Below are 15,486 nucleotides of genomic sequence, written 5' to 3'. Positions count from 1 at the left end.
TGTCTCACAGGATTTCGCGCATCGAAGGGGCCTGCCGGAACGGCAACGTCTCGCGCAGGTTGACGTGGACATTGACACGCCGCAACCAGCGCTGGCGCGGTCCATAGTTGGGGCGGTAGATGGTGCGTCCGTGGACGGCGCGCTTGTTATCGACCCAGACCATGTCGCCCGGGTGCATCACAACGCTCGTGCGATGCGTATAGCAGGCGTCGATCAGCCAGCGCAACGCACGCTGCGCCTCCTCGTCGCCCGGTAGCGCCGCCATGAATGCCTCGTCCACACGCAACCACGGCTTCGCGCGCAGCCCGGACAGGGCCGACACCGGCTCCGGGTTCTCGTGCATGCGGCGGATGTGCTCGAATACATGATCGTCGAGTCGCCAGTGTTCACTGACGTTCTGCTCGGGCAGGTGCGACTTGTCCGGAAGAATCATGAAGCGTTGGGCGCTCAATACCCGCCACATATCGTCCGGAATCCCGATTTCCTCGATCCCGCAGAAAATCGTTTCTGCCCGCTCGTCGTTGCGGTAGCAAAGAATCGAAAGGAAATCGGCTCGATGCTCGTGAAACGCCTCCTCGTTGTGCCACACGAGCGTCACACTGCTGCCGCCGCCGAGTTGCTCGGCATGGTCGTTCCTGATCGGCACGATGTGACGCAAGAAGCGGCCGTTTTCCTGTGTGCGCCAACCGAACATGTCACCCAGCAGCGACGTCATCAGGCATTGCATGACTTCTTCAGTCAGCGATCGCGGGTTGCGCCACGGCGCGTCCCAGTGCGACGGCGACGGGCCGATGCGGGTGTCGTCCACCGGCATTCCGCGCAACAGAAGCACACTGCACGGTAGTTCCAGTTGTCGATAGCGATGCGCCAGCGAGCGCAGCGAGCGCGGCAATTCCTGCGAGGCCAGCATGCAATCGTTTGCGAACGCGACACTCTCGACACTGTCGTATTGAGCGATCAACTCCTGCGAAATGTCGGCGAGTCGGGCCACCTCGTCGTCGCGTAATTCATAGATAGCTAGCGACTTCGAAACCGGCCGCAGGCCGGATGGATCGATGCCTTCGGAAAGATTCATACATTTCCCTCGTGTGAAATCGGGCAATCACGCACCTGTGGTGCGGCGGATGCCCGAGCTTTCGTCGTCGACGACCGATTTGCTCCGTGGTGCATTGCGGGCCGTCGTCTCTCAGTATCGTTTTGGTGGTGCTGATGGCATTCCTTGCATGCCGATCTCCGCGGACAAGACAAACGTGCCCGTCCGGCCGGGCCAGATGGCGATGCAATTCGCCTCAGCCAAGTAGCGCTTGTCGGGGACGTTCCTCACCCCGGCGCGGAACATCACTGAATGTCCGCCAGTGCTGGCCTGGTAACGCGTTACAGCGTCAAGCCGCACATAGCCCGGCAGTAAAACTCGGTGCGATTCCAGGTACGGCAAGTCGCATCCCCCGAGATGCGGAACGATGCGCGGACGAAATCGCGCAGGCCGCCCGATCGGGGCAGTACACGAGCACTGTAGCTTCCGGCAGGCAATACATAAGGTCGTGATCCTTTGGAGTCGAAATGCCAAGAAAAATAATGCCCTTCAGCCATCAAATCGACGTCGACGCGGCTTATCGGAACGACGGCCGCGCTCCCGCGTGTCAGGCGGGCGCTCCGTGATGGCAGCGGGCGCTATCGTCACTGACTTTCACGCTAGATCACCGCGCCATTATTTAGCGAATGATCCCCTTTCATCTGTTAACCGGATGAGGACCGGAAATGCGAACCGAATCCAGATAATTTTTTTCTCGCAGATCAGTCGACCACGCGGAATCCGGCGGCGCGCCTGGCCTCGCACGTCACCTGGTGTCGATCTTGGTCCACCATGGAAGTATTCGCGTTACCCCGATTGGCAGTTCGCGTTCGAGTATCGCGAGCGTCTGGTCCCGACTGCCTACTGGCAAGCGGCCGACCACCGTGACTCCCGCGACCCTCGAATCGACGCCGATATAGCTATACCGATGGCGACTTAATTCGTCAATTAATTCGCTTAACGAAATATTCTCGACGATAATTGCTCCACGCAGCCACGCTTCTCAGGCGGGATCCGCGTGTACTGCCGCAGATATGTCGCCTACGGTAAAGCGCCGTTACTGGCCGGCCGCGACGACTTCGACCCGCCCTGATGAATTGCAAATCCGGATCTTTCCATCGAAGCTGACGAGCAGCGTGAACCGTTCAGTTTTCTGCACGATGAAGTGCGTGCCCAATGCCTGCATCCGGCCACGACGGGCGTCAACGAGAACGGACGCTGATAACCGTCTTCGCCAGTGCCGACGAGCATTTCTCCAAATGCGTCGCCCGTGTTCGACCCCAGGCCTCCACGTGCTCGTCGTGTGCTCCATGGACATCACGCGCGGCATACCAGCGGGCAGCCTGTTCGAGGCTTTGGCGACCAGCTCGAACATCGCCCTCCACACCGGACGCGGAAAGTATCACCGGCATGCGTCAACGAACGAGACCGGCGTCGATCAGCGCCAGATGCAACATGGCCTGTGCGAGATACTTCTGCACCATCCGCTCCGAAACAGCGAGTGCGGCAGCTATCTCTCGAGTGGGCAACCCGTGGATCTGCGCCATGATGAAAGCTCGCCTCGCCTTATCCGGCAAGCGGTTGATGAGTTCGCCGATCTCGATCAGCGTTTCGATGACGATGGCACGATGTTCCGCAGACGGTTCACTGGCCTCGGGCTGATCCGCTAACGAGTTCAGCCAGGCCTGCTCGACTTCGCGACGGCGCCATAGGTCGATGCACATCCCCTGCGCAATCGCACGCAGGTAAGCCCGCGCTTCAGCGTCGCTGCCGAAATCCTTGAGTGCTGGTTTGACTATCAGGCGCAGAAATGTGTCGTGGACAAGGTCGGCAGCGTCGGCGGCATCTCCCAGTCGCCGACGTAGCCAGCTTTGCAGCCAACCTTGATGGTCACGATAAAGAACATGCACATGCTGATGCACGGCGGACTGCGTGACGGTCATGTCACAACCCCTTCAACATCAATGGCTGCAGGTGGGAGGGAAATACGAATCATTTGTGTTTATAAACTAACTTCCACTTCCCTTGCAACACTTTACATCTGTGTTGAAGCTGTCGTTACTTCAAAATCGCTGCCGACTCGTCAGCGTGTTCGTTGGACCCGATTTGAAGTTGCCATCCGCGCAATAACGGAGTCGATATCGTCTCGTTTCATCCATACTGCTGACTCAACGAAACGCTGAACGCGTGCAGCCGGAACGAGTCGACCGAGCGCGCGAATTTCATCTTCCGCAAGCGTCCGGTCACGTTCGTTGTCACGCGCCGGACGTAATCACGCTGCACGACATTCTCTTTCGCAAGCGCGAGTACATTGCAATCGATCAACAGGCGCTTCCGCAACGGGTTACGCTCACCCGACCTGAGCATTTGTCGGGCGGTCCCCAACATCGCGACCGCTGGCCGGTCGGCTTTGCGGCTTCGATTTGTCTTACCGTCAGAGCACCCACCCATAACCGTGTCCATTGATATCGTCACGAGGTTTGCCTGTGCATCGCCAGGTAGATGCCTACCCCACGTCACGAACACCAAAAAACACAAAAAAAACGCGGCTCGCACCGGATTTCGGCAGGCGTCGGCAGGCCATCAAACTTCCGAAAAACCCTTTTCAATCGGGGCTTGAACGGTTTCCAGCGCACCTCACCGCCACACCCGGACAATCATCACAATTCATTTAACTTTGAATCCAGCCCGCGCCACCGATCAATGCCCGTAAGGCTTTTCGATCCGCCCCCATAAAAATGAATTCTCCTCGCCCGGCCCGAACACCAAATAGACACTAAAAAGCAGAAGCAACACAAGCCGAGCGATGGCGCAAGTCCACGCATTTTCGACCAGAATCCGCCCTGCTTGCGGCCTCAGCACCACCTCGGCGCAACAACCGTCTGTCATCGTGCCACCGTCCCGACGGCGACCGCGTCCCGATCACAAAATCTCTGGCGTATCGTTGCCACCAATCTCGGCGCGCTCAAGCACCTGAGTGAATCAGACCCACATCCTTGCGCACGAACCCGCGGGATGCTGAGACCGTCTTGAACCGCGCTCTCGAAAGCGGGGCAACGTTAGCCCGCTTAGCAGGAGAAGCGCCACCGTTTCGGACAGCACAAACCGGATTCACCTCGATGAGAAAGCATAGTCGAGTAGCGCAAGGGAATTGCACCCTCACGCTCTCACAGATCCGGACGTGAATCTCTCGATTCATCCGGCTCCTATCGTCCACCGCCTCCACGCTCCAGTGAGCAAACAACCCGGGCTGCCGGGATCGGATCCCCGACAGCCACGCCCAGGCACGCGCCGGACGTCCGGAATGCGTACTATCTCGTCACGCGTCACGAGCTGACCGCGACGCCGCTCGTGACCGCGTTCACGTCGTGGCTGCGCGCCTGCCTCGCGGGATGCGCGCCGTTGCTTGCGGCAGGGTGTCGGTCAGGAAATGAGATTCGCCAGGTCGTCCCACACCATGACGATGTTGTGCGACCGCCAGATCGGCCCCGCATCGACGTATTCGCCGGCAAACCGCCCGTTCAGCGCCTCGTAAAAGGCGATCGCCGACGCGTTTCCGTTGACGACACTCAACGCGGCGCCCCGATACCGCAACCCGCTCAAATGCGCCGCGAGTTGTGCAAGCAGCGTGCGGCCGATGCCGTGACGCTTGAATTCGGGATCGACATACAGGAATTTGATCTCGCCACGGCCGTCGAAGATCGGTTCCGACGGCGCGCCGGCCGCCCCGATTCCGACGATCCTGTCGTCGGTCTCCGCAACGAGCACGAGCTGGCTGCCGTCGTTCGAAGCCAGCTTTTCCTGCCATTTCTTGCCGCGATAGTGCTCGTCGAGGACGGCATGCGCTTGCGCCGGTGCGAGATCCCGATAGGTATGCCGCCAGACCTTGACGTGAAAATCGGCGATCGCCTGCGCATCGTCGATATTGGCGGACCTGATGGATATTCCGGTCATTGAGGACTCTCTCGGGCGGCTTTGCACGCGCGGGCGCGGTGCACTCGACGGATTGTCGGCGATCCGGGCAGCGATGTCGAATGAAGCGCACTACCGGCCCATGGAAATGTTCGAATGACCAAAAAAGAAAAATAATCCAACCGTTATATCGGGGATAACAATCCATATTTATGTCCATAAAACTGGCCGGACATGATTGCGTCACCCGAGCGTCCTGCTACCTGACGCGATATCGAATTTCCAAAACACACAACTTCCGGTCTGGAGAACTGAACAACATGGCAGCACGCCCTTTTCGCAAGCTCAAGACGATGACGACACTCGGCCTGGCCGCGGGCCTGCTGGCCAGCGGCACGATGTCGGCCCACGCGCAATCGAGCGTGTCGCTCTACGGTCAGGTCGACGAATGGGTCGGCGCAACCAAGTTCCCGGGCGGCGATCGCGCATGGAACGTGTCGGGCGGCGGGATGTCGACGTCGTACTGGGGCCTGCACGGCGCAGAGGATCTCGGCAGCGGCTACAAGGCGATCTTCACGCTGGAAAGCTTCTTCCGCGCGCAGAACGGCCAGTTCGGCCGCTTCCAGGGCGACACGTTCTTCGCCCGCAACGCATACGTCGGCATCAGCTCGCCGTACGGCACGGTCACGGCAGGCCGCCTGACGACGCACCTGTTCCTGTCGACGATCCTGTTCAACCCGTTCTACGACTCGTACACCTTCTCGCCGATGGTGTACCACGTGTTCCTCGGCCTCGGCACGTTCCCGACCTATCCGAGCGACCAGGGTGCAGTCGGCGATTCGGGCTGGAACAACGCGCTGTCGTATACGTCGCCGTCGTTCGGCGGCCTGAATTTCGGCGCGATGTATGCGCTCGGCAACCAGGCCGGCGACAACCGCTCGAAGAAGTGGAGCGCGCAGTTCAACTATGCGAACGGCCCGTTCGCGGCGACCGCCATGTATCAGTACGTGAACTTCAACAACGGCCCGCAGGACCTGAGCGCGCTCGTCACCGGCATGAAGAGCCAGGGCATCGCGCTGGTCGGCGCGACCTACGATCTGAAGCTCGTGAAGCTGTTCGGCCAGTACATGTATACGAAGAACGACCAGGTCGCGGGCAGCTGGCACGTGAACACCGCGCAGGGCGGCGTGTCGGTGCCGCTCGGCGTGGGCAACGCGATGGCGTCGTACGCGTATTCGCGCGATGCCGGCGGCCTCGACCAGACGCGCCAGACCTGGGCCGTCGGCTACGACTATCCGCTGTCCAAGCGCACGGACGTCTACGCCGCGTACATGAACGACCACATCAGCGGCCTGTCGACCGGCAACACGTTCGGCGCAGGTATCCGCGCGAAGTTCTGACGCGCACGCGCCCGGTGCGTGGCCAGCCCGCGCGCCGCCGCCGACGGCTTCGAGCAACATCCGACCGACCCATTCGCATGACCGACCTCTCCTCGACACCCGCACGAGCTGTCCCGCCGCGGCTCGCACTCGCCGGCATCGGCAAGCAATATCCGTCCGTGCGAGCCAACGACGACGTGTCGCTGTCCGTCGCGCCCGGCGAGATCCATGCCGTGCTCGGCGAAAACGGCGCCGGGAAGAGCACGCTGATGAAGATCGTCTACGGGGCCGTCCGCCCCGACTCGGGGGAGATCCGCTGGAACGGCGAGCCGGTTCACATCGCGTCGCCCGCGGTCGCGCGCCGGCTCGGCATCGGAATGGTGTTCCAGCACTTCTCGCTGTTCGAGACCTTGACGGTCGCCGAAAACATCGCACTCGCGCTCGACGTCCGCTTCGATCTGCAGGCGCTCGGCGAGCGCATCCGCACGACGTCCGCGAACTACGGGCTCGACGTCGATCCGAAGCGGCGCGTGCATAGCCTGACAGTCGGCGAGCGGCAGCGCGTCGAGATCGTCCGCTGCCTGCTGCAGGATCCGCGCCTGCTGATCATGGACGAACCGACCTCGGTGCTGACGCCGCAGGCGGTCCGGATACTGTTCGCGACGTTGCGCCGGCTCGCAGCCGAAGGCTGCAGCATCCTGTACATCAGCCACAAGCTCGACGAGATCCAGGCGCTGTGCGACTCGGCGACGATCATGCGCGGCGGGCGCGTCGTCGCGCGCGTGACGCCGCGCGACGAAACGCACGGCTCGCTCGCGACACTGATGATCGGCCACGCGCTGCCGTGCTACGAGCGTCGCCCGCACACGCCCGCCGAGACGCGGCTCGACGTACGCGCGCTGTCGATGCCGAGCGAGGATCCGTTCGGCACGTCGCTCGACCGGATCACATTCGGGGTGCACGGCGGCGAGATCGTCGGCATCGCGGGCGTGTCGGGCAACGGTCAGGCCGAGCTGCTCGCCGCGCTGTCCGGCGAGCGCCCGTTGCGCGACGCGGATGCGGTCCGCATCGACGGCGTGCCGGCCGGGCGGCTCGGTCCGGCCGCGCGCCGCACGCTGGGCTTCGCGTTCGTCCCGGAGGAGAGGCTCGGGCGCGGCGCGGTGCCGCCGATGTCGCTGACCGACAACGCGCTGCTGACCGCGCATCGCCAGCGCATGATCCGCTTCGGCTGGATCGACGCGCGCGCGGCGGTGCGCTTCGCGCGCCGCTGCATCGACGCGTTCGACGTACGCTGCGGCGGCCCCGACGCACCCGCGCAGAGCCTGTCCGGCGGCAACCTGCAAAAATTCATCGTCGGCCGCGAGATCCTGCAGGAGCCGCGCGTGCTCGTTGTCGCGCAGCCGACCTGGGGCGTCGACGCAGGCGCCGCCGCGTTCATCCGTCAGCAGCTGCTCGACCTGTCGTCGCGCGGCGCAGCCGTACTCGTCATCTCCGAAGAACTCGACGAGTTGTTCGAGATCTGCGACCGGATCGCGGTGCTGTCGCGCGGGAAGCTGTCGCCGGTCCGGAAGAAGGACGACACGAGCCCCGAGGAAATCGGCCGCTGGATGGCGGGCCTGTTCGATGCCGGCACGCACGGCGACGCGGCGGCCGGCCACGCACCGCCCGCTTCCGTTCCTGCTTCCTCCCCCTCTTCGCACACACTCGGCAGCTGACGCTGCGCCGACCGGGCCGACCATGGCATTCACGACTTTCCCGACTTTCCCGTACCGACTCGAAGCCCGACCGACGCCGTCGCGCGCGATGCAGCTCGCCGTGCCCGCCATCGCCGCGATCGCGACGCTCGCGCTCGGCTTTCTGATGTTCTGCGCGACGGGCAGCGACCCGCTGCGCGCGATGCACGCATTCTTCATCGAGCCGCTGTCGAGCGTCAACGGCTGGGCGGAACTGCTGCTGAAGGCGTCGCCGCTGTGCCTGATCGGCCTCGGCCTCGCGCTCAGCTATCGCGCGAACGTCTGGAACATCGGCGCCGAAGGCCAGATGGTGATCGGCGGCATCTGCGCGAGTGGCGTCGCGATCCACTTCGACCAGTCGTCGAGCGGCTGGATCCTGCCGGCGATGATGGCGGCAGGCGTGCTCGGCGGGATGGCGTGGGCCGCGATTCCCGCGTGGCTGCGCACCCGCTTCAACACGAACGAGATCCTGACCAGCCTGATGCTGACGTACATCGCGACGCAACTGCTGATCTACCTCGTCAGCGGCCCGTGGCGCGATCCGCAGGGGATGAACTTCCCGCTGTCGGAGATGTTCGGCGACGCCGCACTCTATCCGACGCTCGGCGGCGGCTGGCACTGGGCCTTCCTGCGCGGCACGCGCATCAACGTATCGATCTTCGTCACGCTCGCCGCGATTCCGCTGATGTGGCTGCTGATGCGCAAGAGCTTCGCCGGCTACCGGATGACCGTCGGCGGGCTGTCGCCGCTCGCCGCGCGCTATGCCGGCTTCTCGAGCACGCAAACCGTGTGGACCGCGCTGCTCGTCAGCGGCGGGCTCGCGGGCCTCGCCGGGATGGGCGAAATCGCCGGCCCCATCGGCCAGTTGCAGGCAACGTGGTCGCCCGGCTACGGCTTCACCGCGATCATCGTCGTGTTCGTCGGCCGCATGCATCCGCTCGGGATCGTGCTCGCGAGCCTGCTGATGGCGCTCCTCTATCTCGGCGGAGAGGCCGTGCAGACGTCGCTGCAACTGCCGCAGGCGCTGTCCGGGGTGTTCCAGGGGCTGCTGCTGTTCTGCCTGCTCGGCACCGACCTGTTCGTCGCGTACCGGCTGCGCCGCCGCGCGGTTCGCTGACCCGCTTACGGAGATTTCCATGCAAGCACAGGAAGCCAGCGCTTTGCTGTCGAGCGCGATCGTCGCGGCAGTGCCGCTGATGTTCGCCGGGCTCGGTGAGCTCGTCACCGAGAAATCCGGCGTGCTGAACCTCGGCGTCGAGGGCATGATGCTCGTCGGCGCGGTCAGCGGCTACGCAGTCGCGACGACCACCGGCCACCCGTGGGCCGGCATCGCCGCAGCGGCCGCGGCGGGCGCCGCGATGGCGCTCGTGTTCGCGTTCCTCACGCTGACGATGCTGGCGAACCAGGTCGCGACCGGCCTTTCGCTGACCATCTTCGGCGTCGGCCTCTCCGCGTACGTCGGCAAGCCTTACACGTCGGCCGCCGTTGGCGTGACGATCGCCCCGTGGCCGGTGCCGGGCCTGTCCGCGCTGCCCGTCGTCGGCCCCGCGCTGTTCCGGCTCACGCCGCTCGACTATGCGGCGTTCGCGATGTTCGTCGCCGTCGGCTGGTTCCTCTACCGGACGCGCGCGGGCCTCACGCTGCGCTCGATCGGCGAATCGCCCGCCGTCGCGCATGCGCTCGGTTCGCCGGTCATCGGCGTGCGTTACGCGGCAACGCTGTTCGGCGGCGCGATGGCGGGCGTCGCGGGCGGCTACTACTCGATCGTCAACCTCCATCTGTGGCAGGAACAACTGACGTCCGGACGCGGCTGGATCGCACTCGCGCTCGTCGTGTTCGCCACCTGGCGGCCCGGCAGGCTGCTGCTCGGCGCACTGCTGTTCGGTGCGGTGACAGGGCTCCAGTTCTACGGCCAGGTGGCCGGCCTTGCCGTGCCGACGCAATTTCTCGCCATGCTGCCGTACGCGGCGACCATCGTCGTGCTCGTCGCGATCTCGCGCAATCCGGTGCGTATTCGCGTCAACGCCCCCGCGTCGCTCGGCAAGCCGTTCGTCGCGTCGGCCTGACGGATCTTCCGGCATCCCCGAACACTCACCCCACCCATGGAGTCCATTCGATGACACAACCTCCGTTGATCACGACGATCAAACGCGCCCTCACGGCAGGCGTGCTCGCCGCGGGCGCGACAACCGCCTGCGCGGCCGACGCGCCAGGCGTCGCGTTCGTCTATCTCGGCAATCCCGGCGACGCGGGCTGGACCTACGCGCACGACCAGGGTGTCAGGGAAGTCGAGGCCAGATTCGGCGGCAGGGTCAAGGTCACACGCGTCGAGAACATTCCCGAGTCCGCGGACTCGGAACGCGTGTTCCGCGATCTCGCGAACAAGGGCAACAAGATCATCCTCGGCACCAGCTTCGGTTATCAGGATTTCGAACTGAAGGTCGCGAAGGACTTCCCCGATACGGTATTCCTGCACGCGACAGGCTACAAGAAGGCGCCCAACTTCGGCACCTACGACGTCCGGATGTACCAGGGTGCGTATCTCGCGGGCGTCGCGGCCGGCTACGTGACGAAGACCAACACGCTCGGCTTCGTCGCGTCCGTGCCGATTCCCGAGGTCATCCGCAACATCAACGCATACACGCTCGGCGCGCGCTCGGTGAACCCGAAGGTTCGCACCAAGGTCGTGTGGATCAACAGCTGGTTCGATCCGGGCAAGGAGAAGCAGGCGGCCGAGACGCTGATCGGCAATGGCGCCGACGTGCTGCTGCAGAATACCGACTCGAGCGCGACGCTCGCGACCGCGGCGGAAAAGCACGTGCACGCGTTCGGCTGGGATTCGGACATGAAGAAGTACGGGCCCACCGCTCATCTCGGCTCGGTCGTCGGCCACTGGGGCGTCTACTATACGGCGGCCGTCCAGCAGGTACTCGACGGCAAGTGGAAGAACGACCCCGTGTGGTGGGGGATTCCGCAGAAGGCGGTGGCACTCGAGAATCTGAACACGGCCGCGATTCCGGCGGCTGGCCTGAAGGATGTCGACGAGAAACGTGCGCAGCTCGCCGGCGGCAACCGGGACGTGTTTGCCGGGCCGATCAAGGATCAGTCGGGCGCGGTGAAGGTGCCGGCGGGCAAGACGCTCGGCGATGCCGACCTGCAGCGGATCAACTGGTATGTCGACGGCGTCGACGGCGTGCTTCCGAAATAAATGCGCATGCGCGCGCGCGGCCGATGGCGGCAACGCGCAGCGCCCGCAACGGCGATGCCGCCGCCATGTCGACGACGGTCGCCCGTCCGGGCGGCGGGCGCCTCGTAAAGCGTTCGCCGGGCGCGGCGGGAAACGCGTTGTACGCGCCGCAATCCTCGGCCCGCGTCGCCGCCGGCGCGACGCCGCGCTCCACGCGTTCAAGGCCGTCCACAGGAAGGTTCCGGTGCCGGGCCCGACGCGTCAGCCGCATCCTGTCGGCGTCGGATCGATGCTCTGCACCGGGGTAATCATGTCCGACGTCGACAGCATCCTGTCGGCCGACATCGGCTTCGCCGGCCTCAGTTTGCAATATCTTCCGCTTTCTGAACGCTCCCCAGAAACCGCGTCAACTCTATCGTCTGCGGCCGCTCGAAGATCTCTTTCGCCGTCCCGCTCTCCCACACTCTTCCCTGGTGCATGAATACGATCCTGTCGCTCACCGCACGCGCGAAGTTCATCTCGTGCGTGACCATGATCAGCGTCATGTCGTCGCGCGCGAGCTGCTCGACGACGCCCAGCACCTCGCCGACCAGTTCGGGATCGAGCGCCGACGTGATTTCGTCGCACAGCAGCACGCTCGGCTTCATCGCGAGCGCGCGCGCAATCGCGACGCGCTGCTGCTGACCGCCCGACAGCTGTTCCGGAAACGCGTCGAATTTGTCGCCAAGGCCGACACGCTCGAGCATCAGCTCCGCGATCGCGCGTGCCTGGTGCCGATGCGCCTTCTTCACGACCGACTGCGCGAGCATCACGTTTTGCCCGGCGCTCAGATGCGGAAACAGGTTGTACTGCTGGAACACCATCCCGACCTTGAGCCGCAGTGCACGCAAGTCCGCGTGTCGCGCGTCGACGCGTTCGCCGTCGATCGCGATCGTGCCCGCGTCGATGCTCTCGAGCCCGTTGAGCGTGCGCAGCAGCGTGCTCTTGCCCGAGCCGCTGCGGCCGATGATCGATACGACCTGCCCTCGCTCGACGGAGAAATCGATCCCCTTGAGCACATGTTGGGTGCCGAAGCTCTTGTCGAGACCACGAGTTTCAACGAGCGGCATGCCATCTCCTTTGCAACGTGCGCGCATAACGGGTAAGCGGATAACAGAGCGCGAAGTAGATCAGCGCGACGAGCCCATACACGACGAACGGACGGAACGTCGCGTTCGAGATCGCGACGCCGACCTTGGTCAATTCGGTGAAGCCGATGATCGACACCAGCGCCGTGTCCTTCACGGCCTGCACGCCGAAACCGACCGTCGGCGCAACGGCAATGCGTGCGGCCTGCGGCAGGATCACGTGGCGCAGCTGCTCGACGTAGCTCATCGCGAGGCTCGCCGACGCTTCCCACTGCCCCTTGGGCACGGCCTCGACGCAGCCGCGCCAGATTTCCGCGAGATACGCGCTCGTGAAGAACGTGAGACCAGCCGTGGCGGCGACCCACGGCGACACATCGAGGCCGACGAGCGGCAGACCGAAGAACACGAGGAACAGTTGCATCAGCAACGGTGTGCCCTGGAACACCTCGATGTACAGCTTCGCGCAGCCTCGCAGCACGCGCGAACCCGACACGCGCATCACGAGCAGCCCCAGGCCGACGAGCCCCCCCGACAGGAACGACACGATCGACAGCACGACCGTCCAGCGCGCGGCCAGCAGCAGATTCGCGAGAATCTGCCCGAACGTGAAATCGATCATCGCGCACCTCGCATGCGGCGGGAGAACAGGCGGCGCCCCATCGAGCCAAGCGCCGCGCGCAGCAGGAGCGCCATCGCCAGATAAGCGAGCGCAATGACGAAATACGTCTCGAACGCGCGGAAGTTGCGCGACTGGATGTAACTCGCCGCATAGGTGAGATCGGCCACCGAGATCTGCGACACGACGGCCGAACCGAGCATCGTGATGACGATCTGGCTCGCGAGCGCCGGAAACACCTTTGCAAGCGCCTGGGGCAGCACGACGTGGCGCAGCATCTGCGCGCGCGACATCGCGAGCGCGGATGCCGCCTCGAGATGCCCCTTCGGCACGGCCGCGACGCCGGCGCGCACGATCTCGACCGAGTACGCGCCGAGATTCAGCGTCATCGCGAAAATCGCGGCCATGTATTCGTCGATGTGCACGCCAAGCGCGGGCAAGCCGAAAAAGATAAAGAACAGCTGGACGACGAATGGCGTATTGCGAATCGCCTCGACGTACGCGCCGATCAACGGGCGCAGCCGCACGGCCGCGCGCGCGTCGGCGCTGTACGCTGCCGCGCCGAGCACGCCGATCGCAACGCCGAGCACGGTCGCGGCCGCGGTCAGCGCGAACGTGGTCGCAGCGCCGCTCGCGAACATGCCGGCATAATCGGCAAGTTCGCCGAATTGAAGCTGATAGCTCATGACAAGTGGGGAAATTCCGGTTCGGACCACAACACCCGCCACAGCGCCGGCAGGGCCGGCCGCGGCGGCGTATCAGGCGAGACTGCGATCCGTCACAGTCCGGCCGGCAACGGCTGGCCAAGCCACTTCTTCGACATCGCGCCCAGCGTGCCGTCCTGCTTCGCATGGGCGATCGCGTCATCGATCTTCGCGAGCAAGCGCGGCTCGTTTTTGTTCACACCGACGAAACACGGCGAATTCTTGATCACGAACTTGACCTCGGGCCGGCGCGGCGGATTCTTCGCGAGAATCGCCGCCGCGACGATGTTGCCGGCCGCGATCAGCTGCACCTGCCCGGACAGGAACGCCTGGATCGTCGCATTGTTGTCCTCGAAACGCTTGATCGTCGCGTTCGGCGCGAGCTGCGACAACGCGATCTCCTCGAGTGCGCCGCGCGTGGCGCCGACCGTCTTGCCGTTCAGGTCGGCGGGCGAGCTCGCTTTCACGTCGGCCGGCCCGAACACGCCCTGGAAATACGGTGCGTACGCGGTCGAGAAATCGATGACCTTCTCCCGCTCCGGCGTCTTGCCGAGCGACGAGATCACCATGTCGACCTTGTCGGTCGTCAGGTACGGAATCCGGTTCGCACTGTTCACGGGCACCAGCTTCAGCTTCACGCCGAACGATTTCGCAAGCAGCGCGGCCATGTCGATGTCGTAGCCCTGCGGTTGCATGTCCGTGCCGACCGAGCCGAAAGGCGGATAGTCCTCCGGCACCGCGACGCGCAGCGTGCCGCTTTTCGCAATGGTGTCGAGCGCGTCGGCGCGCGCAGGCGCGGCGGCAAGCAGCGCCATCACGGGCGCGGCGATCAGCGCAGCCAGCCACGCGCGTCGGGGGATAGGTCGGGTCGTCGGGTTCACGGTGAGTCTTCCTTGTCTCGTCTGTCGTCGGGCAGCGCGCAACCGTTGCGCGGCCATGCCATCTCCAGCAAAAACCGGGCCATCGCCGCGCAATGCTTGCTGGACAAGCAACAGACGGAAATTCCGTCGACTCGCATTCCTCATTTCGGTGCATGAGCCGGCATTGGCTGCAGCGGTTGCCCGTTCGCAGCGCGCGCCGGCGCACCAAATGACCTTACCCGGTTACCTCCACGAATCGGAGGCCGGCGTATGGGGCGCGTGCCGGTTCCGCTTCATCGATCCGGCAGGCGCGGGATGTCGAAGCCGGAAAAGGACAGCGAAAGCAACAGGGATCGAGCGCCGCGTCGGTCGTCGTTTTTTCGGGTCGACCGAGCACGCCTGAACCCGAACGCATCGGCGTGGCCGCCGCGACATGTCAGGCTGAAGCAGCCGGGCTGCCCGCGTCCTGCTCGCGCGGCGGCGCGGCGCACCGCCCCGATGCCGCGCCCGGTGCATGATCGACATAATCGCGCGGCGTCCGCCCGAGCACCCTGCGGAAATGGCGGCACAGATGGCTCTGATCGAAGAACCCGACCTCGGTCGCAACGACCGACGGCGGCAGCCCCGCGCGCAGCAGTTCCTGCGCGCAACGGATCCGCACGAGGCACAGATAGCGATGCGGCGACACGCCGACTTCGCTGCGAAAGCGCGCGGCAAAACGCGACACGCTCAACCCGGCGGCCGCGGCAAGCGCGGCGAGCCCCAACGGTTGCGCAAACGATGTCTCGATGACGCGCAAGGCGCCCCCGATCGCGCGCGACACGGGCCGCGCGGTGCCGAACGGGCGGACGGCATCCTGATCGAGCGCGTGATGAAAAACGTCGGCCATGAGCGGC

General features: G+C 64.5%; 14 protein-coding genes. 5 read left to right on the top strand and 9 right to left on the bottom strand.

Features of this window, described 5'->3' with window-relative positions; genetic code table 11:
• Positions 1–4: 4 nt before the first annotated feature.
• The 4 genes from JYG32_RS38310 to JYG32_RS38295 form a co-directional block, all read right to left on the bottom strand.
• Positions 5–1,075 (bottom strand): TauD/TfdA family dioxygenase, encoded by a 1,071-nt coding sequence (locus tag JYG32_RS38310; RefSeq protein ID WP_174381298.1) that lies wholly within the window; start codon positions 1,073–1,075, stop codon positions 5–7.
• A 1,054-nt stretch (positions 1,076–2,129) separates the two neighbouring features.
• On the bottom strand, positions 2,130–2,447 hold the full coding sequence (locus JYG32_RS38305) for a hypothetical protein (protein ID WP_213267850.1): 318 nt from the start codon (positions 2,445–2,447) through the stop codon (positions 2,130–2,132).
• Positions 2,448–2,487: 40 nt separating this feature from the next.
• The gene (locus tag JYG32_RS38300; protein ID WP_174381297.1) at positions 2,488–3,015 is read right to left on the bottom strand and encodes a sigma-70 family RNA polymerase sigma factor; all 528 of its coding nucleotides are present in this window, start codon (positions 3,013–3,015) and stop codon (positions 2,488–2,490) included.
• Positions 3,016–4,495: 1,480 nt separating this feature from the next.
• Positions 4,496–5,026 carry a GNAT family N-acetyltransferase gene (locus tag JYG32_RS38295; RefSeq protein ID WP_213267849.1) on the bottom strand — a complete coding sequence of 177 codons (531 nt, stop codon included), beginning with the start codon at positions 5,024–5,026 and terminating at the stop codon, positions 4,496–4,498.
• A gap of 311 nt (positions 5,027–5,337) precedes the next feature.
• Between JYG32_RS38295 and JYG32_RS38290 the strand changes: the two genes are divergently transcribed.
• The 5 genes from JYG32_RS38290 to JYG32_RS38270 all read left to right on the top strand — a co-directional run bounded on the left by JYG32_RS38290 (position 5,338) and on the right by JYG32_RS38270 (position 11,304).
• A complete protein-coding gene (locus JYG32_RS38290; RefSeq protein WP_213268341.1) occupies positions 5,338–6,384 on the top strand; it encodes a porin in 1,047 nt (348 codons plus the stop codon).
• Positions 6,385–6,461: 77 nt separating this feature from the next.
• Positions 6,462–8,078: an ABC transporter ATP-binding protein gene (locus tag JYG32_RS38285; protein WP_213267848.1), complete on the top strand. Its 1,617-nt coding sequence runs from the start codon at positions 6,462–6,464 to the stop codon at positions 8,076–8,078.
• Positions 8,079–8,100: 22 nt separating this feature from the next.
• Positions 8,101–9,213: an ABC transporter permease gene (locus tag JYG32_RS38280; RefSeq protein WP_174381295.1), complete on the top strand. Its 1,113-nt coding sequence runs from the start codon at positions 8,101–8,103 to the stop codon at positions 9,211–9,213.
• A 19-nt stretch (positions 9,214–9,232) separates the two neighbouring features.
• On the top strand, positions 9,233–10,162 hold the full coding sequence (locus JYG32_RS38275) for an ABC transporter permease (RefSeq protein WP_174381294.1): 930 nt from the start codon (positions 9,233–9,235) through the stop codon (positions 10,160–10,162).
• A 50-nt stretch (positions 10,163–10,212) separates the two neighbouring features.
• On the top strand, positions 10,213–11,304 hold the full coding sequence (locus JYG32_RS38270; protein WP_213267847.1) for a BMP family ABC transporter substrate-binding protein: 1,092 nt from the start codon (positions 10,213–10,215) through the stop codon (positions 11,302–11,304).
• A 338-nt stretch (positions 11,305–11,642) separates the two neighbouring features.
• Here JYG32_RS38270 and JYG32_RS38265 read toward each other — a convergent pair whose 3' ends face one another.
• The 5 genes from JYG32_RS38265 to JYG32_RS38245 form a co-directional block, all read right to left on the bottom strand.
• Positions 11,643–12,392 (bottom strand): amino acid ABC transporter ATP-binding protein, encoded by a 750-nt coding sequence (locus JYG32_RS38265; protein ID WP_174381292.1) that lies wholly within the window; start codon positions 12,390–12,392, stop codon positions 11,643–11,645.
• A complete protein-coding gene (locus JYG32_RS38260) occupies positions 12,379–13,029 on the bottom strand; it encodes an amino acid ABC transporter permease (RefSeq protein WP_213267846.1) in 651 nt (216 codons plus the stop codon). The genes JYG32_RS38265 and JYG32_RS38260 overlap by 14 nt, the downstream gene beginning before the upstream one ends.
• A complete protein-coding gene (locus JYG32_RS38255) occupies positions 13,026–13,712 on the bottom strand; it encodes an amino acid ABC transporter permease (RefSeq protein ID WP_213267845.1) in 687 nt (228 codons plus the stop codon). The genes JYG32_RS38260 and JYG32_RS38255 overlap by 4 nt, the downstream gene beginning before the upstream one ends.
• A gap of 92 nt (positions 13,713–13,804) precedes the next feature.
• On the bottom strand, positions 13,805–14,611 hold the full coding sequence (locus tag JYG32_RS38250; protein WP_174381289.1) for a transporter substrate-binding domain-containing protein: 807 nt from the start codon (positions 14,609–14,611) through the stop codon (positions 13,805–13,807).
• Positions 14,612–15,026: 415 nt separating this feature from the next.
• Positions 15,027–15,479 (bottom strand): helix-turn-helix transcriptional regulator, encoded by a 453-nt coding sequence (locus tag JYG32_RS38245; protein ID WP_249744924.1) that lies wholly within the window; start codon positions 15,477–15,479, stop codon positions 15,027–15,029.
• Positions 15,480–15,486: the final 7 nt, after the last annotated feature.

This window comes from Burkholderia pyrrocinia (assembly GCF_018417535.1).
In the GTDB taxonomy this organism is placed as follows: domain Bacteria; phylum Pseudomonadota; class Gammaproteobacteria; order Burkholderiales; family Burkholderiaceae; genus Burkholderia; species Burkholderia pyrrocinia_E.
The sequence above is the reverse complement of the archived record's forward strand: the minus strand, read 5'-3'. Positions and strand labels throughout refer to the sequence as shown.

What these genes read in the sequence shown, in the direction of transcription:
- JYG32_RS38310 (WP_174381298.1), bottom strand. Translation starts at nt 1,075, where the DNA reads ATGAATCTTTCCGAAGGCATCGATCCATCCGGCCTGCGGCCGGTTTCG.
- JYG32_RS38305 (WP_213267850.1), bottom strand. Translation starts at nt 2,447, where the DNA reads ATGTTCGAGCTGGTCGCCAAAGCCTCGAACAGGCTGCCCGCTGGTATG.
- JYG32_RS38300 (WP_174381297.1), bottom strand. Translation starts at nt 3,015, where the DNA reads ATGACCGTCACGCAGTCCGCCGTGCATCAGCATGTGCATGTTCTTTAT.
- JYG32_RS38295 (WP_213267849.1), bottom strand. Translation starts at nt 5,026, where the DNA reads ATGACCGGAATATCCATCAGGTCCGCCAATATCGACGATGCGCAGGCG.
- JYG32_RS38290 (WP_213268341.1), top strand. Translation starts at nt 5,338, where the DNA reads ATGACGACACTCGGCCTGGCCGCGGGCCTGCTGGCCAGCGGCACGATG.
- JYG32_RS38285 (WP_213267848.1), top strand. Translation starts at nt 6,462, where the DNA reads ATGACCGACCTCTCCTCGACACCCGCACGAGCTGTCCCGCCGCGGCTC.
- JYG32_RS38280 (WP_174381295.1), top strand. Translation starts at nt 8,101, where the DNA reads ATGGCATTCACGACTTTCCCGACTTTCCCGTACCGACTCGAAGCCCGA.
- JYG32_RS38275 (WP_174381294.1), top strand. Translation starts at nt 9,233, where the DNA reads ATGCAAGCACAGGAAGCCAGCGCTTTGCTGTCGAGCGCGATCGTCGCG.
- JYG32_RS38270 (WP_213267847.1), top strand. Translation starts at nt 10,213, where the DNA reads ATGACACAACCTCCGTTGATCACGACGATCAAACGCGCCCTCACGGCA.
- JYG32_RS38265 (WP_174381292.1), bottom strand. Translation starts at nt 12,392, where the DNA reads ATGCCGCTCGTTGAAACTCGTGGTCTCGACAAGAGCTTCGGCACCCAA.
- JYG32_RS38260 (WP_213267846.1), bottom strand. Translation starts at nt 13,029, where the DNA reads ATGATCGATTTCACGTTCGGGCAGATTCTCGCGAATCTGCTGCTGGCC.
- JYG32_RS38255 (WP_213267845.1), bottom strand. Translation starts at nt 13,712, where the DNA reads ATGAGCTATCAGCTTCAATTCGGCGAACTTGCCGATTATGCCGGCATG.
- JYG32_RS38245 (WP_249744924.1), bottom strand. Translation starts at nt 15,479, where the DNA reads ATGGCCGACGTTTTTCATCACGCGCTCGATCAGGATGCCGTCCGCCCG.